At 59.6% G+C, this 24425-nt stretch carries 24 protein-coding genes; 12 read left to right on the forward strand and 12 right to left on the reverse strand.

Going from position 1 to position 24425, the window contains the following annotated elements; genetic code table 11:
- Positions 1-63: 63 nt before the first annotated feature.
- The gene (locus tag E3O56_RS13955; protein ID WP_050549358.1) at positions 64-774 is read left to right on the forward strand and encodes a hypothetical protein; all 711 of its coding nucleotides are present in this window, start codon (positions 64-66) and stop codon (positions 772-774) included.
- Here the strand turns inward: E3O56_RS13955 and E3O56_RS13960 are convergent.
- Positions 771-2840, reverse strand: a complete 2070-nt coding sequence (locus E3O56_RS13960; RefSeq protein WP_032878160.1) for an AsmA family protein — start codon at positions 2838-2840, stop codon at positions 771-773. The two genes, E3O56_RS13955 and E3O56_RS13960, sit on opposite strands and share 4 nt — an antisense overlap.
- A 357-nt stretch (positions 2841-3197) precedes the next feature.
- Between E3O56_RS13960 and E3O56_RS13965 the strand changes: the two genes are divergently transcribed.
- Together E3O56_RS13965 and E3O56_RS13970 are read left to right on the forward strand one after the other, a co-directional pair.
- Positions 3198-3518, forward strand: a complete 321-nt coding sequence (locus E3O56_RS13965; protein ID WP_005784302.1) for a hypothetical protein — start codon at positions 3198-3200, stop codon at positions 3516-3518.
- 151 nt (positions 3519-3669) lie between these two features.
- Positions 3670-4302, forward strand: a complete 633-nt coding sequence (locus E3O56_RS13970) for a TetR family transcriptional regulator (RefSeq protein WP_005784300.1) — start codon at positions 3670-3672, stop codon at positions 4300-4302.
- A 4-nt stretch (positions 4303-4306) separates the two neighbouring features.
- Here the strand turns inward: E3O56_RS13970 and E3O56_RS13975 are convergent, their stop codons facing one another.
- A complete protein-coding gene (locus E3O56_RS13975; protein ID WP_148852897.1) occupies positions 4307-4804 on the reverse strand; it encodes a C40 family peptidase in 498 nt (165 codons plus the stop codon).
- A gap of 337 nt (positions 4805-5141) precedes the next feature.
- On the opposite strand from E3O56_RS13975, the gene ureE reads away from it, so the two are divergent.
- The 5 genes from ureE (at position 5142) to E3O56_RS14000 (ending at position 8830) form a co-directional block, all read left to right on the forward strand.
- On the forward strand, positions 5142-5642 hold the full coding sequence (gene ureE, locus E3O56_RS13980) for an urease accessory protein UreE (protein ID WP_078820157.1): 501 nt from the start codon (positions 5142-5144) through the stop codon (positions 5640-5642).
- Complete coding sequence (locus E3O56_RS13985) at positions 5639-6313, forward strand: urease accessory protein UreF (protein WP_248128437.1); 675 nt, start codon at positions 5639-5641, stop codon at positions 6311-6313. Before ureE ends, E3O56_RS13985 begins: the two co-directional genes overlap by 4 nt.
- A 24-nt stretch (positions 6314-6337) precedes the next feature.
- Positions 6338-6952, forward strand: a complete 615-nt coding sequence (ureG, locus tag E3O56_RS13990; RefSeq protein ID WP_005784294.1) for an urease accessory protein UreG — start codon at positions 6338-6340, stop codon at positions 6950-6952.
- Between the two features lie 22 nt (positions 6953-6974).
- The gene (locus E3O56_RS13995; RefSeq protein WP_248128438.1) at positions 6975-7547 is read left to right on the forward strand and encodes a HupE/UreJ family protein; all 573 of its coding nucleotides are present in this window, start codon (positions 6975-6977) and stop codon (positions 7545-7547) included.
- A gap of 173 nt (positions 7548-7720) precedes the next feature.
- Positions 7721-8830 (forward strand): AGE family epimerase/isomerase, encoded by a 1110-nt coding sequence (locus tag E3O56_RS14000; protein WP_032878163.1) that lies wholly within the window; start codon positions 7721-7723, stop codon positions 8828-8830.
- Between the two features lie 108 nt (positions 8831-8938).
- Here the strand turns inward: E3O56_RS14000 and E3O56_RS14005 are convergent, their stop codons facing one another.
- The 9 genes from E3O56_RS14005 to E3O56_RS14045 all read right to left on the reverse strand — a co-directional run bounded on the left by E3O56_RS14005 (position 8939) and on the right by E3O56_RS14045 (position 20053).
- Positions 8939-9844, reverse strand: a complete 906-nt coding sequence (locus E3O56_RS14005; RefSeq protein WP_248128439.1) for a cation diffusion facilitator family transporter — start codon at positions 9842-9844, stop codon at positions 8939-8941.
- Positions 9845-10028: 184 nt separating this feature from the next.
- Positions 10029-10793 (reverse strand): SDR family oxidoreductase, encoded by a 765-nt coding sequence (locus E3O56_RS14010; RefSeq protein WP_032878165.1) that lies wholly within the window; start codon positions 10791-10793, stop codon positions 10029-10031.
- An 824-nt stretch (positions 10794-11617) separates the two neighbouring features.
- A complete protein-coding gene (locus E3O56_RS14015) occupies positions 11618-12334 on the reverse strand; it encodes an ABC transporter ATP-binding protein (protein WP_005784287.1) in 717 nt (238 codons plus the stop codon).
- Positions 12331-13206 (reverse strand): ATP-binding cassette domain-containing protein, encoded by an 876-nt coding sequence (locus E3O56_RS14020; RefSeq protein ID WP_005784285.1) that lies wholly within the window; start codon positions 13204-13206, stop codon positions 12331-12333. The genes E3O56_RS14015 and E3O56_RS14020 overlap by 4 nt, the downstream gene beginning before the upstream one ends.
- Positions 13203-14480 carry a high-affinity branched-chain amino acid ABC transporter permease LivM gene (gene livM / locus E3O56_RS14025; RefSeq protein ID WP_005784284.1) on the reverse strand — a complete coding sequence of 426 codons (1278 nt, stop codon included), beginning with the start codon at positions 14478-14480 and terminating at the stop codon, positions 13203-13205. Before livM ends, E3O56_RS14020 begins: the two co-directional genes overlap by 4 nt.
- Before the next feature lie 2 nt (positions 14481-14482).
- Entirely contained in the window at positions 14483-15397 is a 915-nt protein-coding gene (locus E3O56_RS14030) for a branched-chain amino acid ABC transporter permease (protein ID WP_003188099.1), read from the reverse strand.
- 201 nt (positions 15398-15598) lie between these two features.
- Positions 15599-16735: a branched-chain amino acid ABC transporter substrate-binding protein gene (locus E3O56_RS14035; protein ID WP_032878167.1), complete on the reverse strand. Its 1137-nt coding sequence runs from the start codon at positions 16733-16735 to the stop codon at positions 15599-15601.
- A gap of 374 nt (positions 16736-17109) precedes the next feature.
- Entirely contained in the window at positions 17110-18393 is a 1284-nt protein-coding gene (locus E3O56_RS14040) for an FAD-binding oxidoreductase (RefSeq protein ID WP_103733898.1), read from the reverse strand.
- Positions 18394-18562: 169 nt separating this feature from the next.
- Positions 18563-20053 (reverse strand): aldehyde dehydrogenase family protein, encoded by a 1491-nt coding sequence (locus E3O56_RS14045; RefSeq protein WP_032878171.1) that lies wholly within the window; start codon positions 20051-20053, stop codon positions 18563-18565.
- Between the two features lie 153 nt (positions 20054-20206).
- On the opposite strand from E3O56_RS14045, the gene E3O56_RS14050 reads away from it, so the two are divergent.
- The 3 genes from E3O56_RS14050 to nadE all read left to right on the forward strand — a co-directional run bounded on the left by E3O56_RS14050 (position 20207) and on the right by nadE (position 23350).
- On the forward strand, positions 20207-21097 hold the full coding sequence (locus E3O56_RS14050) for a LysR family transcriptional regulator (protein WP_005784277.1): 891 nt from the start codon (positions 20207-20209) through the stop codon (positions 21095-21097).
- Between the two features lie 207 nt (positions 21098-21304).
- Positions 21305-22519 carry a nicotinate phosphoribosyltransferase gene (pncB, locus tag E3O56_RS14055; RefSeq protein WP_005784275.1) on the forward strand — a complete coding sequence of 405 codons (1215 nt, stop codon included), beginning with the start codon at positions 21305-21307 and terminating at the stop codon, positions 22517-22519.
- Between the two features lie 3 nt (positions 22520-22522).
- Positions 22523-23350, forward strand: coding sequence for an ammonia-dependent NAD(+) synthetase (gene nadE / locus E3O56_RS14060; protein WP_248128440.1), 828 nt, complete (start codon positions 22523-22525; stop codon positions 23348-23350).
- 109 nt (positions 23351-23459) lie between these two features.
- Here nadE and azu read toward each other — a convergent pair whose 3' ends face one another.
- Positions 23460-23906 (reverse strand): azurin, encoded by a 447-nt coding sequence (gene azu, locus E3O56_RS14065; protein ID WP_122732382.1) that lies wholly within the window; start codon positions 23904-23906, stop codon positions 23460-23462.
- Positions 23907-24238: 332 nt separating this feature from the next.
- Between azu and E3O56_RS14070 the strand changes: the two genes are divergently transcribed.
- Positions 24239-24421: a hypothetical protein gene (locus tag E3O56_RS14070; protein ID WP_005784271.1), complete on the forward strand. Its 183-nt coding sequence runs from the start codon at positions 24239-24241 to the stop codon at positions 24419-24421.
- The last annotated feature ends 4 nt before the right edge of the window (positions 24422-24425 follow it).

Here is a 24425-nt window from a genome sequence, read left to right on the forward strand (position 1 = left end):
TAATTAATACTTCCAACGTTCGCTGACAACACTGTCAGCCGAATGAAAAGGGAGTAACCGCCCATGAAAAATACTTACCTCTTTGCAACGGCGATGGCCACGCTGCTGATCAGTCATGGCGCCTTGGGCCTGGATGCGAACGAGGAGATAACCCCCAGCAGCAAGGGTTACCAATATTTAGTCTACGCGGTGACCTGGCAGCCCAGTTTCTGCAAGCTCAAGCCGAAAACGTCGGGCTGCGATAAACCGCCGCAAAAGTTTCTGACCCATGGCATCTGGCCCTATAACAACAGCATCGGGCAAAAAACCAATCGTCATCCGGCCAATTGCAATACCGCGCCCAGCTGTAAATCATCCACAGAGTGCGATATCAGCGAGGACAAACTCAACCAAATTTCCGACACCCGCGCAATTGCCGGGCTAGTAACCGCCTCCCCGCAAGAAATGTTCAGATACGAGTGGAAGAAACACGGGACCTGCTCCAATCAAACTGAGACGGACTATTTCAATGACATTGTCAGACTGCGAAAAGCAGTGATGTACCTCGAGCCAATGTTTAATACCTGGATAGGTCGTAGCGTGAAGTTCGATCAGCTCAAAAATGCATTCCCGACCCATGCATCTTTCCGCTGTTTTACCCTGGACGGTAAGCAGTACTTGCATGAAGTGTTCTACTCGATCTATCCGGACGGCACCCCCTATAAAGGCGATCCGTCCCTCCAGATCGGTATTCCCTGCGCGCCCGGGGAAACGCTTATCCCCAGTGGCAGTTAACCTTTCACCGTCTTGGGTGCCTTGCCTTCCTTCATCTGCTGCAGCAACGGTGCGCACTCATTGGGCTCTCCGCCACTTGGAGCGACCAAGGCGAGCAAGCCGGCGGCTGGCCCGGCGATAACGCCCAGGGCGACCATGCCTGCACCACGTAGCGCCAGCGGAATGGCTTTCACGCCAGCATTGGGCTTGATAAACGGCCCATTGACGTACAGCGGCGAGCGCAGCGAAAACAAGCGAAAGCCCTTGGACTCCGGCGTGATGGTCAGGTCCAACTGCTCCGTGGCCATGTTCGCGGTGCCGTCGATGTAGATGATGGCGTTCTCGGTATCGAACACAAACAACCGCGTGGTCGCCAGGCCCGTCTTGATACCGAAGTCTGCCGCCGCGCAGTTGATCTTCACTTCCTCGTCGCCGAACAGGCGCCCCACGACGTAGTTGCCCACGTTGAGCCCGGCGATTTCCATCAGGCTGCGGCTGATGGCGCCATCGTTGATCAGCATCTTCAGGTCGCCGTTGGAGGTTCCCAGCAGTGCCGCCACCGAGTTGCCGCGCCCGGAAATATCGGCATCGCCGTTGAGTTCGCCGAAGCTGGTTTTCATCGGCTCAAAGGTCGGGAACAGTTGCTTGAGCTTGAAGTTGCGTGCCGTCAGCTTGGCGCTGCCTTCCATCGGCGTAATGCGGCCATTCAAGCGAATCTGCGCATCGAGCTTGCCGCCGGCCACGCCGAAACGCAGGGGTTCGAGGCTCAGTTGGCCGTCGTTGAGCACCAGGTGCGTGTAGAGATCGGTGAAGGGCAAGTCGGCGCTGTGCACGATACGCTTGCCGGTGAATTCCACGTCGGCATCCATCTCGCGCCAGCGCTCGGTGCGGAACTCTTCAACCGGCAGCACTTTGGTCGCCGGTTGTTTGCTTTCACCGCCACGAGCTTTTTGCTCGGCGTTGGAATCCGCGCCAATCAGAGGCGCCAGGTCATCCATCAGCAGTTGGTTGGACACCAGCGCGCCGCTGAGCTTGGGCCGTGGCTGGCTGGCGACATAGGCCAGGTCGCCATGGATGTCGCTGTTGCCGATCTTGCCGTTGAAGTTCTCGTAGCGGAATGAGGCGCCGCTGGTTTCATGCAGCTTGGCGATCAAATGGCCGTCGGTTGAATAGGCCGGCGAATCCGGCAAGGTCACACCAGTCAACGGGTAAAGGTTACCCAGGCTGCTGCCCGAGAGTTTCAGGCGCAGGTCCAGGGCACCGAGGTTAAGCGGGTCGGTCAAGGTGCCGGCCAGGGCGATGCTGGTGTCGGCGACTTTCACCTGGGCTTGCAGCGGGAACGGCTTGGCCGCGTCCTGCAAGGCCAGCAGACCGCCGATCTTGCCGGTGCCGGCGAGCTTCTGGCCGTGATATTGGCCTTTGACCTTGAGGCCGAACGCGTAGTCCTGAGGCGCCGAGCCTTTTTCCAGCGCCTTCTTGGCATCGGCGTCCCCGACAATTTCACCAAACGGGATGGGTTTGCCCAAGGGGTCGATGATCACATCCAACTGAGTCTTGAGGGTTTGATCGTCGAGGGTCACATGGCCCTTGTCAAAGCCGATGGCGCCGATATCCACCACCCAGTTGGAGGGCTCGGCGTCGGGGTCCTTGGGATCGAACTTGAACGTCCAGTTGGCGCGGCCGTCGGCCAGGCGCTGCAACTGGGCACTGGGTTCGGTGAGGTCAATGCGCGGGATCACCACGCGCTGCACCAGCAAAGCCAGGGGTGAAATACGCAGCTCGACCTTCTTGAGCGTGACCATCTGCGGTTGTTTCGACCAATCCGGGTTGCCCAGGGTCAGGTCTTCGGCGATCACATGGGGCCACGGCACCCAGGCACGCCAGCCGCCCTCATCGGGCTCGCGCTGCCACACCACCGCGAGGTTGCCGTTGATGGCGAACGGGCGATGCAGTTCTTCGGATACCTTGGCGTTGAGCGGCGGCTTGATGCGGTTCCAGTCGAAGAACACCAGCACAAGTACCGCTATGGCAATTAACAGAACGAAGCTGGCGCAGCTCCAAGCGACGATTTTACGAGTGCGCGTCATTGCACAGGGCTCCTGAATACGACTGGCTGGGCAACAGCCTTTGACACAGCTTATAGAACTACGACTGGCAAAGTGCCGGAGGGTTTAACCCAACGGCGGATTTAGCCGAAAAAAACGATTTTCCTGATCAAGCAGACAGATTTCATCATCGACAGCGCACCATTGTTACCCAGGTTCGTGTCGAAAATACCCACTGCGGTGCAAAACCGCGTGCTTGAGAGGCTCGATCTAGAGCCTTTGCAGGGAACAATCAATTCTGTTGATTATTACCATTGTGTTTATGAACTTTTATATCGACTTATCAAGAGTAGCATTAGCCCCGTACCCACTTTATCGCCCTCCCAAGGAGCAACCATCATGAAACGCCAATTACTCGCTACCGTCCTGTTATCTGTCCTGGCTTCCAGCGCTTTCGCCCTGCCAGCCGCCGAACAGGCCACTCCACAGAACAAAGCTCAAGCCATGCAGACTAGCCAAACCGTGGCGCGCAGCGGTTCGCAAGAAGACGAAAACCGTGACTACGCCAAAGGTGCTGTCGCTGAAAATGGCTACAATCGCCTGCAAGAGAAAGGTCTGGTAGAAGGCGGTGCTGAACAAGCCAACAAACGCGCCTACACCGAAGGCGTTGCTGAAGGTGGTGCCGACCGTCTGCAAGAACTGCATCAAGCACAGAGCTAAGCCCGTGGTGGCCCAGAAAAAAGCCCGATCAGCCGATCGGGCTTTTGCTTTTATATAGACCGCGTCACGCCTCGCCCCCGCCAAGTTCGACGCCGGCAAAGCGCTTTTGCTAGAGTGCGTCGCTGTACTTGCCGACAAAGCCCATCCGCTCATGCTGCCCCGCGCCGAACAGAAGCAACAGACACGCCTTGCCTTGATGGACGCAGCCCGCCATCTGATGGAGTGTGGCCGTGGGTTTGGCAGCCTGAGCCTGCGCGAAGTGGCCAAGACCGCCGGTATTGTGCCAACTGGTTTCTATCGCCATTTTGCCGATATGGACCAGCTTGGGCTGGTATTGGTCAGCGAAGTCGGCCAGACCTTCCGTGCCACGATCCGCCTGGTGCGCCACAACGAATTCGTGATGGGCGGCATTATCGATGCCTCTGTGCGGATCTTTCTCGACGTAGTTTCGGCCAACCGTTCGCAATTCCTGTTTTTGGCCCGCGAACAGTACGGCGGCTGCCTGGCCGTGCGCCAAGCCATCGGCGCCCTGCGCGAGGACATCACCCGCGACCTGGCCGCCGACCTGACGCTGATGCCCAAATTGCAGCATCTGGATGCAGAAGGTTTACATGTGATGGCCGACCTGATCGTCAAAAGCGTGTTTGCCACCCTGCCCGATATCATCGACCCACCGGCCCATGCCCTGCCGGCCCACCTCACGCCCCAGGCGAAAATCACCCAGCAACTGCGCTTTATCTTTATCGGCCTCAAGCACTGGCAAGGGCTGGGCAGTACCGAGTAATCCCTCAGCCAGCCTTGTGAAAACGCTTGGCCGTTGTGTAGTTCTTGCTCCAGTACTTATTGCTCAACGAATCGATACGCACATGCTTGCCGGTACGCGGTGAATGGATGAACTTGCCTTCGCCGATATACAGCCCGACGTGACTCACCCGCCCTCGCCCGTTGCCTTTGAAAAATACGGCATCGCCCGGTTTTAACGCTGTGCGCTTGATGGTTGCAGCGGTTGAACGGTGCATCGCCGCAGTGGTACGCGGCAGCTGAATGTTGGCTTCGGTCTTGAACAGATAGACCAGGAAACTGCTGCAATCAAACCCCTGCTCGGCAGACGTACCGCCCCACTTGTAGGGAGTGCCGAGCAGTTGATGGGCGCGGTCGATCACATCGTCGACCGAAGACGCCGCATGGCTTGAAGCGAAAGTCGGCGGCTGTTGAAGATTGGCCGAGGCTGACGAGATAACACACGACAGGCCGACAATGACTGAACAAATAAATGACTTGAACATGATGAACATCGCGGTGAATTAAACACGGCGCGAATGTTAAAGAACCATCACGTAAGCCCACGAAGGCCGATTCTCGGGTCTTTGTAGGATAAATCCTTAAAAACGCAACGGATAATTGGATGAAAGAAATTTCATGCAGCACCAGGCTTCTTTCAGGGAAAACGCCCTTTTCCAGTGCTATAACCGCTCATGTGCACCAAATTTGAACGCTCTATACAACCCGTGGATGCCCCATCCATGCGCAACCACCTGCACTGACAGGAAACTCCTACGCCAATAGCAGGTTGGCAAGCCCCTTGCTCTAGCACTGCTATCGCTCATAGCTGGAAGCCTACCGATGCTGGTGATCCACCGCCGAATCGCCCCCCAAGCCCTCTGGGCCGCTGAGTTGCTGCTGAACTTCGAAGCCCGCAGCAAAAGCCGCCTGCGCTGTTTCAGTGCCGACGGTGAAGACGTCGGCCTGTTTTTGGAGCGTGGACAGCCGCCCTTGCACGATGGCGAGTTCCTACAAGCTGAAGACGGACGTGTCGTACGCGTTTGCGCCCGCCCTGAACAACTGCTGCACGTCACTTGCCGCAACGCCTTTGAACTGACCCGCGCTGCCTATCACCTGGGTAACCGCCATGTGGCCCTGCAAGTCGGCGACGGCTGGCTGCGCCTGCTCGACGACTACGTGCTCAAGGCGATGCTGGAACAGTTGGGCGCCGACGCGCAAACCATCGAGGCGCCGTTCCAGCCGGAACATGGCGCCTACGGCGGCGGCCATCATCATTCGCGCCATGGCGACGAAGACTTCAACTACCCGCCCAAGCTGCACCAGTTCGGCGTACGTCTATGAACCCAGCCTGGGCGCTGTTGCGCCTGGCCAGTCCGCAGTTGCCGATTGGCGGCTACAGCTATTCCCAGGGCCTGGAAATGGCTGTGGACAACGGCCGCGTACAGGATGCCGCGAGCGCAGGGCGCTGGATCAGCGATCAGTTGCTGCTCAACCTTGCGCGCTTCGAAGCGCCGCTGTTGCTCGGCCATTGCCGCGCTGCCGCTGAACAGGACTGGCCTGGGCTGGCGCAATTGTGCGAAGAACACCGCGCCAGCCGTGAGACCCGCGAGCTGTATCAGGAGAGCCGGCAAATGGGTTACTCCCTGCAGCAACTGCTCAATGGCTTACCGGAACTGGACAGCGCCGCCCGTGAGTTCCTTGCACAACGCGGCGAACCGCACCTGGCTCTTGGCTGGGCCCTGGCCGCCCGCGCCTGGCACATCAGCCCCGACGATGCTCTCGCCGCGTGGCTGTGGAGCTGGCTGGAGAACCAATTGGCCGTGCTGATGAAAACCCTGCCACTGGGCCAGCAAGCCGCGCAACGCCTGACCAGCGAACTGCTGCCCTTGCTACAGCAAGCCCAGCAGGACGCCGAGCGCATTGACCCTGCGCGGTTGGGCAGCGCCGCCTTTGGCCTGTCCCTGGCGTGCATGGCCCACGAACGCCAGTACAGCCGCCTGTTTCGTTCCTGAACGTTTTTTATTGTGGAGAAGCACATGAACACACAACCCCTGCGCGTCGGAATCGGCGGCCCGGTGGGCTCCGGCAAGACCGCCCTGACCCTGGCCCTGTGCCTGGCGCTGCGTGATCGCTATAACCTGGCGGTGGTCACCAACGACATCTATACCCGCGAAGACGCCGACTTTCTGGTACGTAACAAGGCGCTGGCGCCGGAGCGCATCATCGGCGTGGAGACCGGCGGCTGCCCGCACACGGCGATTCGCGAAGATGCTTCGATCAACCTTGAGGCCGTGGACCAACTCAACCGCCGCTTTCCCGGCCTGGACCTGATCCTGGTGGAGTCCGGCGGCGACAACCTGTCGGCCACCTTCAGCCCGGAACTCTCAGACCTGACCATTTACGTGATCGATGTGTCCGCGGGTGACAAGCTGCCACGCAAAGGCGGGCCCGGTATTTGCAAATCCGACTTGCTGGTGATCAACAAGATCGACCTGGCCCCGCTGGTGGGCGCCTCGCTGGAGCTGATGAACAGCGACACCCAGCGGATGCGCAACGGCAAACCCTTTGTGTTCAGCAACCAGAAAACCGGAGTCGGCCTGGACGATATCGTCGCCTTCATCGAACGCCAGGGCTTGCTGACCGCCGCCTGATCAACCCATAAGGAACCTGTCCATGAGCCTCAACAAACTCTTCGCCGCTGCCGCGCTGCTGCTGGCCCCTGCCCTGACCTTCGCGCACCCTGGCCACGGCGACAACGGCCTGGTGGCCGGCATCAGCCATCCCTTGGGCGGCCTCGATCACTTGCTGGCCATGGTTGCGGTCGGCCTGTGGGCGGCCCAACAGAAAGGCGTCGCGCGCTGGGCACTGCCATGCACCTTCGTCGGCACCATGCTGATCGGCGGGGTGTTGGGTTTTGAAGGGCTGCAATTGCCGGCGCTGGAAAGCGGGATTGCCGCTTCGGTGCTCGCCCTGGGCCTGGCCGTGGCACTGGCGGTGCGGCCGCCGCTGTTCATGGCGGTGGGTGCCACGGCGTTGTTTGCGTTGTTTCACGGCGTGGCCCATGGCCTTGAACTGCCGGACATGACCAGCCCTTGGGCGTATGCCATTGGGTTTGTGGGTGCGACCGCGGCGTTGCATGCCGCCGGTTATGCAGTGGTGCGCTTTTTGCCAGCGGCTGCAGCACCCTTGGTGCGGGTGGCCGGGGCGGCTTCGGCAGCGACTGGGGTGTGGTTGTTGGCGGGCTGATCGTCAGCGACTGCAAGGACCTCATCGCAGGCAAGCCAGCTCCCACATTTGAGAGGGTTCACACTTCAAAAATGTGGGAGCGGGCTTGCCCGCGATAGTGCCAGTACAAACACCACCGATCCCAAGCCTGCTACCATGCGCGGCAAACACCCCTGCCGTGACGACGCCAGCCAATGCCCATCGCTTCCCCCTCTTCCCTGACGCCTGTGCTCACGCACTTCCATGACCTGATCGTGCCCCTCTGGCAAGGTCCGGGTTGGAATGCCGACCTCGCACTGCCCTTTGAGGCACTGGATGCCGATCATCAACCATTGCCCCCACAACGCTATCGCGCCATGGCGTGCGCCCGGCAGCTGTACCTGTTCGCCAGCCTGATCGGCGAGCCAGGTGCGGCCTTTGCCGATGAACGGGCGGCGGCGCTGTTCCGCTCCCTGCAGCGGCACTTCCATGATGCCGAGCACGGCGGCTGGTTCTACAGCATCGACCCGGCCGGCCAACCGCTGGACAAGCGCAAGGACCTCTACACCCACGCGTTCATCATCTTTGCCTGTGCCCATTACTGGGCCAAGGTGCGTGAACCCTTGGTGGAGTCAGTGCTCAACGCCGCACTGGAAGTTGTGGCTCAACGCTTTGCCACAGGCGATGGCTTGTATGAGGCCGTACTTGAGCGCAACTGGGCCTCGCTGAAATCCGGCCCGTTGCAAAACCCGCTGATGCACTTGGCCGAGGGCTTCCTCGCCACCCTCGCGGTACGCGAGGACGCGCAGGTACAAGCGGCACTGCTGGCACTGGCGACGGCCATGCAGCAACGCTTCATCGACCGCGAGCACGGCGTGATGCTGGAGAAACCGCTGGGCGCTGTGGATAACTGGTTTGAGCCAGGGCACCAGTTCGAATGGTTCTTTTTGCTGGAATCCTCAGAGGTGCTGCGCGGCACGCCGCTGCATGCATCACTGACACGGGCGTTTGCCTATGCCGAGCAAAAGGGTGTGGATAAGTTAAGCGGTGCGGTCAGTGGCATGTTGGCACTCGATGGCACGGTGCGCGACGGCACTCAGCGCATCTGGGCCCAGGCGGAATACCTGCGAGCACTGACCTTGCGTCCCGGCAGCGAGACGGTGCTGCAACGTCAATTGCTGGCGCTGCAACAGCGTTTTCTGCATGCAAAGGGCTGGCATGAATGCCTGGATGCCGACGGTAAGGTGAGCCGGCGGGATATGCCTTCTACCACCCCTTATCATTTGGCGACTTGCTATCAGGGTCTGGTCCAGCATCTGGGCTGACCTGCAAGGCCCCATCGCAGGCAAGCCAGCTCCCACACCTTAATGTGCGAACCCAATCAATGTGGGAGCTGGCTTGCCTGCGATAGCCTCACCTCGGTCTAACAGACGTTATGCAATCCACTTGCGATCGCCCGTAAAACTGATCGTCAACCAACGCGCCGCATCCGGCGTGCCCAGCCCTGTGGATATCTCGTCGCGCAACCTGTCGAGGGTCGCAACCTTATCCACTGGGTAATCAGCCGGCAGCACTACATGAATCTCGATAAACCGCGCCCGCCCGTGCTTCTGCACATAGGACACGTAGTCATCGAAACCATGCCTGGCCTGCGCCGCATCCATCACTTCGCGAACTTTATCGTCCAGGTGATCCGGCGCGATCCCCAGCACTTCACGCAACGCCGGGCGCAGGATCTTGAACGCTGGCGCCAGCATACTCAGGGCCAACAGGATCAAAATCAGCGGGTCGACGTACACCGCCCATTCGCCATAGCCCTGGGACTTGAGCAGCAGTGCGGCAAGGAAGCTGATCAGCAAGCCCACCGACAGCATTGCGTCCACCAGCCAACTGATGTTGTCGAACTGGATCAGCGACGATTTAAGCGTGCGGTTGCGGTAGCGCACATAAAAGAAGTAGGCGAACTCCACGACGGTAAACACCGCCGCATAAATGATCACCAGCCCCAACTCGATCTCGCGCCCGCCGTTGATGATGCCGAACACACCATTGAGGAACGCGTAGATGGCGATCAGCAGCAGGAAGCTGCCTTCGATCAACAGCACCATCGGTTCCAGGTGCCAATAGCCGAACTGGAAGCGCTCGTTGCTTTTCTTGGCGATCAGCTTGGCCGTGATCAGCATCAGCACCTTGATGGCGGTGGCGATCAGCGAGAAAAAGCCGTCGAATAAAATGGATTGGGCGCCAGATATGACACCCGTGACAATCCCGGCGATCGCCACGGCGAACATCAGGATGGTCGATTGTTTGAGCAGTGCCTGCTCACCTCGGTTACTCACATTTCCTCCTGTCAAAACCTTTAAACCGCACAGTGCGGAGGGTTTTCAGGAGCGGAGTGTACCTTATGGCCTGTTTTTGGCCGATTTACCGCTATCGGGGCAAGCCCCCTCCCACACTTGATCTGCGAACCCGATCAATGTGGGAGGGGGCTTGCCCCCGATGCAGGCGACGCGGTCTAAGGCCCTATTTGGCCCCCCGCTCAATCGCAAACCCAGCCCAGGTCTGGCTCACAGGCATCAGCTCCAACCGGTTGATATTCACGTGCGCCGGCGTATTCATCACCCAGAAAATCGTATCGGCAATATCCTGCGGCTGGATCGGCTCGGCACCTGCGTAGGTGGCGTCATAACGCGCCTGGTCACCGCCAAAGCGCACCAGCGAGAACTCGCTCTCGCACAGGCCCGGCTCGATGTTGGTCACACGCACGCCAGTGCCTTGCAGGTCGCAGCGCAGGTTCAACGAGAACTGCTTCACGAACGCCTTGGAGCCGCCATACACATGGCTGCCGGGGTACGGGTAGTTACCGGCGATGGAACCCAGGTTGATGATCCCCGCACCACGGCCATGAGCAATCAGGCGCGGCAGCAGCAGGTTGGTAGTGGTCAGCAGGCCCTTGATATTGGTGTCGACCATGGTTTCCCAGTCGTCGAGGTCGCACTTGGGGGCCGGATCAGTGCCCACGGCCAGGCCAGCGTTGTTGATCAGGCCACGCAGTTTGGCGAACGACGGCGGCAAGTTGGCGATGGCCTCCTCCATGCCTTTGCGATCGCGCACATCCACCACCAGGCCATGCACTTCGGTCTGCCTGGAAAGTTCTTCGACCAAGGCATTCAAGCGCTCGGCACGACGACCGGTGAGCACCAGTTTCCAGCCGGCTTCGGCAAAACGACGGGCACAGGCCTCGCCGAAACCTGAAGTAGCGCCAGTAATGAATAGCGTGTCGGACATGGTGTTCTCCTTGAGTGCATCGGGGAAAAAAGTTGCCAGCAGAATGCCCTTCCGCCGCGGCTGCGGCAACCGCTACGCACGTAACTTCACACGCAACTGTGCGTTTTTTAACCACCCCAAGCAAAGCCTTATAAAACGTGGCCTGCAGCCATATGCGCGCAGGTTATCCACAACTGCGCCCACAGTCTTTGGGGGCAAGTGCAAATCGCTCGAAGCCACTGTGTACAAGGCTTACAGGCGTTTTTAGAAAGTTTTTTGCTTGACCTTGGCTGGGGCGTATGTAGCCCCTGAAAAATTCGGAAAAACGCAACGATGGCTTCAGGCCAGTCATTCCGGCCCCTGCGGGCGTCTTTCCAGAGTTTAGTCACAGACTTATCCACAGGCTGGATGGACATATTCCGGTCATATACCTGTGTCTTTAAACAGGTTGACAAAGCCGGTAGAGGGTCGAGAAAAAGCCGCCGATCAAAAAACAACCACAACGCTACAGGCCCCGTATTCAAAGGCTTTCAGCCAAGTACACCCACGTTACCCACAGCCGGTTCCACAGTGGATGGGGACAAGTCAAAACTGTGACAAAACAGGGATTTGCGGCGGCTATATGTCGCGCTTTGGAGGTGGGCTGGATTTGTTTTCCACAATTTGGTGGAGGGCTTGTTGACACCGCAAAAACAAATGTGGGAACCGGGCCTTGGGTGGGAGCTGGCTTGCCTGCGATGCAGCCACCTCGGTATGCCAGCTAAACCGAGGTGATGCTATCGCGGGCAAGCCCGGCTCCCACATAAGGCCAGGTTCCCACAGGGGTGATGTGTCTGGACTTGAGGTCAGTGACCGCCCAGGTAGGCGTTGCGCACTTCCTCGTTCACCAGCAGCTCTTTACCGGTGCCCGTCAGGCGAATCTCGCCATTGACCATCACATACGCCCGATCCGACAAGCGCAGCGCATGGTTGGCGTTCTGCTCCACCAGGAAGATGGTCATCCCGGTAGACGCCAGCTCGCGCAGGGTAGAAAAGATCTGCTTCACCACAATCGGCGCCAGTCCCAGGCTTGGCTCGTCGAGCAGCAACAGTTTGGGCCGGCTCATCAGCGCACGAGCGATGGCGAGCATTTGCTGCTCGCCGCCGGACATGGTCATGGCGCGCTGGTTACGCCGCTCCTTGAGCCTGGGGAACAGCTCGAACATGCGTTGCATATCCTCGCTGGCAAACTTGTCGCCAATGGGGATGGTGCCCATCAGCAGGTTTTCCTCGACGGTCATGTCGGGGAACACCCGCCGCCCTTCCGGCGACTGCGCAATGCCGTTGGAGGCGATGTAGTGGGACGACTTGTGGGTAATGTCGACGCCGTTGTACAGAATCTGCCCCGACTCGGCCCGAGGCTGGCCGAAGATCGACATCAGCAGCGTGGACTTTCCCGCGCCGTTGGAGCCGATCAGGCTGACGGTTTCGCCTTCGTTGATGTGCAGCGAGACTTTCTTCAACGCCTGGATCGGGCCGTAGAACACGTCCAGGTCCTTCATTTCGAGGATAGGTGCGCTCATACCAACTCCTCTTCGTCCGCGCCCAGGTAGGCGGCGATCACTTTCGGGTCGTTGCGGATCGCGTCGGGGCCGCCTTCGGCGATCACGTTGCCGTGGTCCAGCACCACAATGTGGTCGGAAATACTCATCACCATGCCCATGTCGTGTTCGATCAGCACCACCGTGAGGTCGTGTTCGTCGCGCAGCAGGCGAATCATCGCGCTGAGGGCTTCGGTTTCCTGAGGGTTGAGGCCCGCTGCCGGTTCGTCCAGGCAGATGATCTGCGGCCGCGTGCACATGGCGCGGGCGATCTCCAGGCGGCGCTGCTGGCCGTAGGAGAGCTCGCCAGCCAGGCGGTTGGCGCAGTCCACCAGGTCCACAACCTCCAGCCAGTAGAACGCACAGTCCAGTGCATCACTTTCAGCCTTGCGGTAGCCCTTGGTATTGAGGATGCCCGCGAGCATGTTGCGGTTGACCCACATGTGCTGGGCCACCAGCAGGTTTTCCAGCACCGACATTTCCTTGAACAGGCGAATGTTCTGGAACGTCCGCGCCAGGCCGGCGCGGTTCACCAGGTGGGTGCCGCCGAACATCTTGTAGTACACGCGGCTGAGGAAGCTTTTGGGCGATACGAAGTCGGTGGCCTCAAAGCGCTCACCCAACAACTGGATGACGTTGGTTTGCTTGCCGCGCACGTTGAGTTCGATCTTGCCGCCGCTGGCTTTGTAAAAGCCGGTGAGGCAGTTGAACACCGTGGTTTTGCCGGCGCCGTTGGGGCCGATCAGGGCAAATATCGAGTTGCGTTCGACCTTGAGGCTGACATCGCTCAGGGCCTTAATGCCACCGAAGTGCATCATCAGGTGTTCGACAGATAGCACGACTTCCTTGCTCATGGCGCTACCCCCTTGCGTGGCGTCACACCGGTGCGGCTGATCCGAATCAAGCCACGCGGTCTCCAGATCATCATCACCACCATCAACACGCCAAACAGCAGCACGCGGTATTCGGAGAAGCTGCGCAGCAATTCAGGCGCCACGGTCAGCACGAATGCCGCAATCACCACGCCGACTGTCGAGCCCATGCCGCCCAACACCACGATGGCGAGGATCAAAGCCGACTCGAAGAAGGTAAACGACGACGGGTTGACGAAGCCCTGGTAACTGGCAAAGAACACCCCGGCCAAACCTGCGGTTGAAGCGCCGATGGTGAACGCCGAGAGCTTGACCAGCACGTGGTTCAGGCCCATGGAGCGGCAGGCGATTTCATCTTCACGCAAGGCTTCCCAAGCACGACCGACTGGCATACGCGTGAGGCGATGCTTGATGTACAGCACGGCCAGCACCACCAGAAACAGCACGATGTAGATGAACATGAACTTGATGTTGGGGTTGTAATCAATGCCGAAGAACTCGTGGAACGGGATGCCGCCATCTTTGGCACGCTTGCCGAACTCCAGGCCCAGGAACGTCGGCGAAGGCACCGGCATACCGTTGGGGCCGCCGGTGAACGACAGCCAGTTGTTGAGCACCAGGCGAATGATTTCACCAAAGCCCAGGGTCACGATGGCCAGGTAGTCACCGTGCATTCGCAGCACCGGGAAGCCGAGTATGCACCCCGCCAGCGCCGCCGCGATTGCCGCCAGCGGCAGCACCGTCCAGAACCCCAGGCCGAGGTATTGGTAACCCAGCGCCAGGCCGTAGGCACCGATGGCATAGAACGCCACGTAACCCAGGTCGAGCAGGCCCGCCAGGCCCACCACGATGTTCAGGCCAAGGCCAAGCAACACGTAGATCAGCCCGAGAATCACCACGGTCAGCAGGTATTTGTTGGCGAAGATCGGGAACACGATGGCGATCACGATCAACGCCGGGATGATCCAGCGCAACCGCGATTTGTAGTCCGGTGGCAGCACGTGCACACCCGAGCCGCTGCTTTCAAAACCCTGCAGAATCTTCACGCCCTTGGGGGTTTGCAGGAACAGGCTGAGGGCAAAACGGCCGGCCATGACGATGGCGACCAACGTGGCAACGCGCAGCGGCTCCAGGTTGAAGCTGTAGCCGTCGAGCACTACGCCGACGATGGGCCCGAACACGATCAGCGAAATCAGCCCGGCGAGGACCGTATCGACCACACTTTTCTTGATATCGATAGATTTGGCAGCAGACATGTTTACACCTTCGCCACAAGTGGGCGACCAAGCAGGCCCTGGGGACGGAAAATCAGAATCACCACCAGCAGGGAGAAACTGAACACGTCTTTGTAGTCAGAGTTGATCAACCCCGAGAACAGCGACTCGGAGATACCAAGGATGATCCCGCCCAGCATCGCCCCAGGCAGGGAGCCGATGCCGCCGAGTACCGCCGCGGTAAACGCCTTGATGCCGATGATGAAGCCGGCATAGAAGTCGAAGGTGCCGTAGTTGAGGGTGATAAGCACGCCGGCCAGGGCAGCCATGGCCGCGCCGATGACGAACACGTAGGAGATCACCCGGTCGGTGTTGATGCCCAGGATCGAGGCCATCTTGCGGTCTTGCTGGGTGGCGCGGCACATGCGACCCAGCTTGGTGTACTTGATGATGTAGGTGAGCAACGCCATGCCGGCGAATGCCGCCACGAGGATGAACACTTTGGTGTAGGTCAGTTGCACGAAGCCAGTGCCGATATCGACGCGCCAGGCGCCGGCCAGCAGGGTCGGGATACCTTGTTGCTTGGCGCCCTGGGCGATCTGTGCGTAGTTCTGCAGGATCAGCGAGATGCCGATGGCGCTGATCAGCGGAGCCAGTCGGGTGGAGTTGCGCAACGGTTTATAGGCGACCCGTTCAATGACCCAACCGTACACGCCGGTGACGACCACGGTGAAGATCAAGGTGCCGAGAATGAGCAGCGGGAAGGATTCGATGCCGAAGTAAGCCAGCAGTGCCAGACTGATCGCCGCGAGGTAAGCGGAAATCATATAAACCTCGCCGTGGGCGAAGTTGATCATGCCAATGATGCCATAGACCATTGTGTAGCCGATGGCGATCAGGCCATAGACCGACCCGAGGGTCAGGCCGTTGACCAGTTGCTGCAGGAAAATACCATCCATAACGCAATCTCACGCGGTGAGCACCTGCACACCTGTCGGTGTGCGGCGCTTCTGGAGGAAAAAACAGATCTCAATAACAACACCGTTCCCCTGTGGGAGGGGGCTTGCTCCCGATTTCGGTGGGTCAGTCATGCATGTGTTGGCTGACACTGCGCTATCGGGAGCAAGCCCCCTCCCACATTGGAAGTGTGGTGCTCAGCCTTACTTCTGTTTTTCCAGCTGATGGTACTTACCGTCCTTGTCCCACTGGTAAACCACATAGTCAGAGACTTTCAGGTCACCTTTGCCGTCCCATTCCTTCTTGCCCATTACCGTCTGCACGGGGTTGGCCTTGAGCCACTTGGCCGCGTCTTCGCCCTTGTTGGACTTGGCACCGTTGAAGCCGGCGGCCAGGGCCTGGATCGAGGCGTAGGCATACAGGGTGTAGCCTTCAGGCTCGGTGCCGTTTTTGCGGAACTCTTCAACCACGGTCTTGCTGTCCGGCAACAGGCGCGGATCGGCGCCGAAGGTCATGTAGACGCCATCGACGTACTGCGCACCACCGGCGGTCGCCACCAGTTCGTCGGTCACTACGCCGTCATCGGACATGAACTTGACGTCTTTGAGGCCCGCTTCACGGATCTGGCGCACCAATGGGCCGGCCTCTGGATGCAAGCCGCCGAAGTACACGACGTCGGCGCCCAGGGAGCGGATCTTGGTGACCAGGGCGCTGAAGTCTTTCTCGCCACGGGTCAGGCCCTCTTCCAGCACCGGCTTGACGCCACGCTTGGTCAACTGCGCAGCGGTGGCGTCGGCCAGGCCTTTGCCGTAGGTGTCCTTGTCGTTGATCACCGCGACTTTCTTGCCCTTGAGCACATCGACGATGTAGTCGCCGGCGACGATGCCTTGCTGGTCGTCACGCCCGCACATACGGAACATCGCGGCCAGGCCGCGCTCGGTGACCTGTGGATTGGTGGAGCCTGGGGTGATGGCGATGATGCCGGCTTCGTCGTAGACCTCAGACGCCGGGATGGTGTTGGACGAGCAGAAGTGCCCGACCACACCGATCACCTTGTCCTGGTCCGCCAGGCGGTTGGCCACGGCCACGGCTTGCTTGGGTTCGCAGGCGTCATCGCCGGCAATCAGCTTGATCTGCTCGCCGTTGATGCCGCCGGCCTTGTTGATAACGTCGGCTGCCGCCTGGGCACCCTTCATGTACTGCTCACCGAAAGCGGCGTTGGCACCCGTCATCGGGCCCGCCACACCAATTTTCACATCAGCTTGAACAAACGTAGAAACACCCAGCGCCGCTGCAACGGCGAGGGCCAGAAAACCTTTCTTGTAAAACGTCTGGGACATGAGTGGTGCTCCGATATTTTTGATTTTTGGCACGACAACTTGCATTCAAACTTTTCACTGAAAGCTCAGAGCAAGCCGCGTGCCATTACTTTTTTATTCTTCAAAAAGACACGGTGTCATTGTTATTACAGGCGTTTCGACGCCTTTTGCCAGGACGTGCAACCGTCTAGCCCCGATAGGTGCAACCAACGAACCAAAAAAGTACAACCCCGCCAGGTCGCAGCTGCAACCAGAGGGATAAACGACAGTTCCTACACCTGTAACAACGTGCGTAACGGAACTGCACATTTACAGTGCGTGATTGCTACGCCTTGCACCAATACAGATGGGTAGCCTGCTAAGAAAAAGCAGGCTTTTGAGCGGTATTTCGCTGATCAGATCACGATCCTCAGACATTGCCCGGCGTGATACAGCGAGAATCCTGCTTCATACAGGCAACTGCGCAGACCTGCACCCGCCAGTGGCTGCATCGGTGCAAAGGGGATCGGCAAGGCCTGGGGATTCTGGTGACACAGATAGTCGGCAAACGCCTTGCCGACCACACTGCCGGTGGTCACACCGCGCCCGTTATAGCCGGTGACTGCGACCAGGCCAGGGGCGGGTTCGAACAGGCGCATCAGATGGTCTGGGGTAAACGCGATGCAGCCGGTCCAGGTGTATTCCCACTGCACCGATTTGAGATACGGGAAGTAGTGCTGCTGCACCCGATCGGCCCACGCCTTGAGGAACCAGGCAGGTTTCTGGTTGCCATTGCCCAGGCTGCCAAGCAACAGACGGCCATCGGCATCGCGACGGATGCTGCTCAGTACCTGGCGCGTATCCCACGAGCCCTGGCCACCGGGGAGGATTTGCCGGGCGGCATCATCGGTCAGCGGCGCTGACGCCACTTGATAGTAATAGCCGGGGAAAAAATTGCGCCGCAACTCGGTCCATTCGCCTTCGGTGTAGGCGTTAGAGGCGATCACCACCTGAGCGGCCTGTACCGCGCCCTCGGCAGTCTGCACCGACCAATCGGCACCTTGGCGCTCAAGCTGGGTGACCGGGGAATGGTCAAACAACTGTCCGCCCAGCGCTGCGGCGGCATTCGCCAAGCCCGTGGTGTAGGCCATGGGGTTCAGGGTGCCGGCCCGACGATCGAGCAAGGCGGCGGAGATTTTTTGGGTGCCGGTGGCTTGCTCACACGCCTGCCCGGTGAGTAATTCGACCGGCGCGCCACGGCGCTTCCATTGCTCTTCACGACTGCGCAAATCTGCCTCGCCACGGGCGTTGTGGGCCATGTGCAAGGTGCCCTCGCGGCGCAATTGGCAATCGATCTTGTATTTGTCGATCAGGCTGAATACCAGGGCCGGCGCTGCGCCCAACATGCGGTTGAGCTGGCTGCCAACCGCCGTGCCAAACCCGGCTTCGATCTCGTCTGGCGGGATCCACATACCGGCATTGACCAACCCGACGTTACGCCCCGAACCGCCATGACCGGTGCGATGGGCCTCCAGCACGGCAACGCTTTTACCCTGCTCCAGCAAATGAACGGCCGCCGACAAACCGGTGATACCGGCGCCGATCACGCAGACATCCACCTTGAGCGCGCCCTTGAGCGCGGCACGATCCGGCCGGCCGGGGGTGAGGTGTTCCCATAAACATGTTTCGCGTAGTGCCATTGCCAGACTCCGATGAGACCTAACAAACAACTTTTCAGAATTGAAAATCTGATCAAATGTGGGAGGGGCTTGCTCCCGATAGCGGTGGGTCAGCTACAGATTTGCTGACTGAAACACTGCTATCGGGAGCAAGCCCCCCCACATTTTGATCTCACTTCGACGCGAGGGCTCAGTCGAAGGTAATGCCTTGGGCCAGAGGCAATTCCAGCGAGTAGTTCACGGTATTGGTCTGGCGGCGCATATACCCGCGCCACGCATCCGACCCCGACTCTCGCCCGCCGCCAGTCTCTTTTTCACCGCCAAAGGCCCCCCCGATCTCCGCGCCGCTAGGGCCGATATTGACGTTGGCAATCCCGCAATCACTGCCCACCGCCGACATGAATTGCTCGGCTTCACGCACATCCGTGGTGAAGATGCATGACGACAGCCCCTGTGGCACCGCGTTGTTCAAGCGCAGGGCTTCGGCGAAGTCGGTGTAGCCGACCACGTAGAGAATCGGCGCGAAGGTTTCCGTACACACCACGTCGCTTTGCTCGGGCATTTCCACAATTGCCGGCGAGACGTAGTAAGCGTTGGGGAATGTGTCTTGCAGTTGGCGCTTGCCGCCGAACACCTTGCCGCCTTCGCTCAAGGCTTGCTCCAGGGCGTCCTGCATGTTGTCAAAACCCTGCTTGTCGATCAGCGGGCCGATCAGGTTGCCTTCCAGCGGGTGGCCGATGCGCACCTTGGAGTAGGCAGCCTTGAGGCGGGTGACGATGTCCTCCTTGACCGATTCATGGGCGATCAGCCGGCGCAAGGTGGTGCAGCGTTGGCCGGCAGTGCCGACGGCGCTGAACAGGATGGCGCGCACGGCCATGTCCAGATCGGCGCTTGGGCCGAGGATCATCGCGTTGTTGCCACCCAGCTCAAGAATGCTACGGGCGAAGCGCGCCGCGACTTTCGGCGCCACTTCGCGGCCCATGCGCGTACTGCCGGTGGCACTGATCAGGGCCACACGCGGGTCGTCCACCAGCGCGGCGCCGGCATCGCGGCCGCCGATGATCACCTGGCTCAAGTACTCGGGAGCATCGTCAAACTTGCTCAATACGCGCTCGAACAGCGCCTGGCACGCCAGGGCGGTGAGCGGGGTCTTTTCAGAGGGTTTCCAGATCACTGCGTTGCCGCACACCAATGCCAGCGCGGTGTTCCAGGCCCATACGGCCACCGGGAAGTTGAAGGCGCTGATCACCCCGACCACGCCCAGCGGGTGCCAGGTTTCACGCATATGGTGGCCTGGGCGCTCGGAGGCGATGGTCAAGCCGTACAACTGTCGGGACAGGCCCACGGCGAAGTCGCAGATGTCGATCATTTCCTGGACTTCACCCAAGCCTTCCTGGGTGATCTTGCCGGCTTCCCAGGAGACCAGTTCGCCCAGGTCGGCCTTGTATTGGCGCAGTACATCGCCAAACTGGCGCACGAGCTCGCCACGCCGCGGCGCCGGCACTTTGCGCCACGCCTCAAATGCATGCTCGGCACGACTGACCTGTTGCTCCACCTCGGCGGCGCCTTCCCAGTGCACACTGCCGATACGGCTGCCATCAATCGGCGAATGCACGGGCTGTTTGCCCGCCTGGTACAGCGCCGGGTTTACCCCGAGACGATCAAGCAATGCGGCAACCATGGGTCACTCCTTCAATCTGCATACAAAAATTCGCGCCGCAATACGCACGGCGATCCTGGCCCTATTTGTAGCTGGCCCAAGACTTGCCAACAAACGACGATTAGGCGAGATATCATTCCGTTTATTCATGCAAAGAATAAAAAGAGGCAAGCCGTGCTGAACAAAAGACATTTGCCGTCGATCACCGCTCTGCAGTGCTTCGAAGCCGCCACCCGCCACCTGAGCTTCACCCGCGCCGCCGAAGAGCTGAACCTCACACAAAGCGCCGTGAGCAAACAGGTGGCGCAGTTGGAAGAGTTGTTGCAGCACCTGCTGTTTCGCCGGGTACGCCGCCGCTTGCAGATGACCCCGGCGGGCGATCTGTACCTGGTGGAAGTGCGCAAGATCCTCACCCAGGTGGAGATGTCTACCCATTACCTGCGCTCCTACGGCGGCGAGACCGAGGTGCTGCGCGTGTCCACGCCCTATACCTTCGGCGCGCGCTGGCTGGTGCCGCGCCTCAAGGGTTGGCGCCTGCGTCACCCGCAGATCCACCTGGACCTGTGCAACGAACAGCAGCCGGACGAGCTGCTGCAAGGCAAGGCTGACATGGCGTTCTATTTCGGCCAGGGCGCACGCCCGGGTACCGAAAGCCTCAAACTCTTCAGTGAAGAGCTGGTGCCGGTATGCGCGCCGGAGAGCCTGCCGGCGCAGCCTTTCACCGACCCCACGCAACTGAGCGACCTGGTGTTGCTGCAAAACGCCTCGCGGCCCCAGGGCTGGCATGACTGGTTCGCCAGCCAGGGCTTCCACACCGAGCACAGCTACCACGGGCCGCGGTTCGACACCTTCTATATGTGCATTCGGGCCGCGCAAGTGGGTTGTGGCGTGGCGCTGTTGCCGCGCTTTCTGGTGGAAGAGGAATTGGCCGAGGGCAAGCTGGTGATTCCCTGGCAACATGCGATGCCGAGCCAGGATGCGTATTACCTGGCTTATCCGGAACATTCGGCGGAGGTGCCGAAGGTGCGCGAATTTGTGAAGTGGATGATGGAGCAGGTGCTTTAGCGCCTGGAGAATCGCCATCGCAGGCAAGCCAGCTCCCACCGTTTGGAATGCATTTCAAATGTGGGAGCTGGCTTGCCTGCGATGGCGCCTCTGGCCTTACTGAAAAAATCACTGGCAAAACCCCACAGGTGTATGCGCCACTAGCCCCCTTCCTTAATTGTGCGTAAAGGCCGGCGCCCATCGCCGAGCCGTCTGGAGATTCCCGTTATGAGCGAGAGTGTGTTTGCCGATCGCATCGTGCAGAACCTGCTCGACACCGACTTCTACAAGCTGACCATGATGCAGGCGGTGCTGCACAACTACCCCAATGTGGAAGTTGAATGGGAGTTCCGTTGCCGCAACAGCGAAGACCTGCGCCCGTACCTGGCGGAGATCCGTTACCAGATCGAACGCCTCGCCGAGTTGAGCCTGAGCCCCGATCAATTGGGTTTTCTGGAACGCATCAGCTTTATGAAGCCGGATTTTTTGCGCTTCCTCGGGCTGTTCCGTTTCAACCTGCGCTATGTGCAGACCGGCATCGAGAACGGCGAGTTGTTTATCCGCCTGCGCGGACCGTGGCTGCATGTGATCCTGTTTGAAGTGCCGATGCTGGCCATCGTCAGCGAAGTGCGTAACCGCTATCGCTACCAGACCGTGATCCTCGAACAGGCCCGCGAACAGCTGTACCGCAAGTTCGATTGGCTGACGGCCAATGCCGCCAGCGATGAACTTTCGGAACTGCAAGTGGCCGACTTCGGCACGCGCCGCCGCTTCTCGTACCGCGTGCAGGAAGAGGTTGTCAGCGTGCTCAAGCACGATTTCCCCGGCCGCTTTGTCGGCACCAGCAACGTGCACCTGGCCCGCGAGTTCGATATGAAACCGTTGGGCACCATGGCCCATGAATGGATCATGGCCCACCAGCAACTGGGCCCGCGCCTGATCGACAGCCAGATCGCCGCCCTGGATTGCTGGGTACGCGAGTACCGTGGCCTGCTGGGCATCGCCTTGACCGACTGCATCACCACGGACGCCTTCCTCGGTGACTTCGACTTGTACTTTGCCAAGCTGTTCGACGGCCTGCGCCACGACTCCGGCGATCCGATTCAGTGGGCGGAAAAAGCCATCGCTCACTATCACAAGCTGGGCATCGAGCCGATGAGCAAGACCCTGGTGTTCTCCGACAGTCTGACGCTGCCCAAGGCGTTGGAAATATTCCGCGCATTGCGGGGTCGGATCAATGTGAGCTTTGGTATCGGCACCAACCTCACCTGCGACATTCCGGGGGTGGAACCGATGAGCATCGTGCTTAAAATGACCGCCTGCAATGGCCAGCCCGTCGCCAAGATTTCCGATGAAGCGGGCAAGACCCATTGCACCGACCCGAATTTTGTCGCCTATTTGCGTCACGTTTTCAAAGTACCTGCCCTATCCAGCAAGGAGTGAAGCATGCAAGCCGTACAGCGTGAGATTGCGCAGCAGCTCAAGGTGCAAGCGCCGTTCAAAGACCAGGCCGCACTGGAGGCAGAAGTCGCCAGGCGCGTAGCCTTTATCCAGGACTGCCTGCGCAATTCCGGGCTCAAGGCCCTGGTGCTGGGCATCAGCGGCGGCGTCGACTCCCTGACCGCAGGCCTGTTGGCCCAACGTGCCGTGCAGGAACTGCGCGCCCGCACTGGCGATGAGGCTTATCGTTTTATCGCCGTGCGCCTGCCCTATGAAACCCAGTTCGACGAACACGAAGCCCAGGCTTCGGTGGACTTCATCGAGCCGGACGAGCGCCACACCGTCAACATCGGCCCGGCGGTCAAAGCCCTGGCCAATGAAGTAGCAGCGTTTGAAGGCAAGGCGGCGGTGTCCCGCGACTTCGTACTGGGTAACACCAAGGCGCGTATGCGCATGGTGGCGCAGTACACCATCGCCGGCGCGGCCAGTGGCCTGGTCATTGGTACCGACCATGCGGCGGAAGCGGTGATGGGCTTTTTCACCAAGTTCGGTGATGGTGCCTGCGATCTGGCGCCATTGAGCGGGCTGGTGAAAAACCAGGTGCGAGCGATTGCCCGGCATTTTGGTGCGCCCGAGTCACTGGTAGAAAAGATCCCGACGGCGGACCTGGAAGACTTGTCGCCGGGCAAGCCGGACGAAGCGTCACATGGCGTGACCTATGCAGAGATTGATGCGTTCCTGCACGGTGAGCCGGTGCGTGAGGAAGCGTTCAGGATTATCTGCGAGACGTATCGCAAGACTGAGCACAAGCGGGTGATGCCGTTTGCGCCGTGAGGTAGACCGCCATCGCAGGCAAGCCAGCTCCCACACTTGACCGAGTTCCAACATGAGAATGCGGTCGAATGTGGGAGCTGGCTTGCCTGCGATGAACGATAACGCGGTCTTACTTCAGAACCACAGTGCCTTTCATCATCGAGATGTGGCCAGGGAACGAGCAGAAGAAGCTGTACTTCTCATCGGCTTTGAGCTTGGAGACGTCGAAGGTCACCGAGTCTTTCTCGCCAGCACCAATGATCTTGGTGTGGGCGATGATGCGCTCATCACCGGCTTTCAGATAATCCTTATCGATACCTGCAGCCATACCGTCAGTAGCCACAGGCTGCATGTTGGCTTCAGTGGTCAGCACCCAGTTATGCCCCATCACGTTCTTGGGCAGGTTGCCCGAGTGAGTCAGCTCAACGGTGAACTGCTTGCAGCTCTTGTCGATGGTGATTTCTTTGGTATTGAAAGACATCTGGTCGGTGGAGTCGACAGTGACCTTGCACTCTGCAGCAAGCAACTGGCCGCTAGCCAGAGTCAGCAGGGAAACAGCAACGAGTTTGGCGAACATGTGAATCTCCAGGGCAGGGTTAGAAAACGCGTATTGCGACAAGGGTGCCTCAAGCAGGCTTAGTTTCTTATGATCTGCATCAACAGATTGTATACAACTTTAGGCTATCAGGTTGATCAACACAATCAACCAGCCAAACTGCCGCACCCTGCCTATGATCGCCCCATCACTCACGGGAGTTCATGCCATGCACCTCAATCACCTGTTCAACGGCCTGCTGGCCGCCTACGCCTGCGGTAAGTGAAAGCAAAGGGCCCCCTGAAGCTGCTACCATGACGACCCAAGGCAGCTGCGCGCCGCCTACCCTCACCTTCGACCCTAGAGGATCGCCCATGGCCAAACCTAATTACTCCTTCGCCAAACGTCAGAGAGACTTGGCAAAGGAACAGAAGAAAGAGGAAAAGCTGCAACGCAAGAAAGCCGCTGCAGACGAAGAAGCCGGCGCGCTGAACCCGGATGCGGAAGGTGAAGCAGCAACTGACGAGACCGAAACCCCGAAAGACCCGGCTGAATAAATTT

The organism is Pseudomonas sp. W2Aug9, from assembly GCF_023127755.1.
In the GTDB taxonomy this organism is placed as follows: Bacteria; Pseudomonadota; Gammaproteobacteria; order Pseudomonadales; family Pseudomonadaceae; genus Aquipseudomonas; species Aquipseudomonas synxantha_A.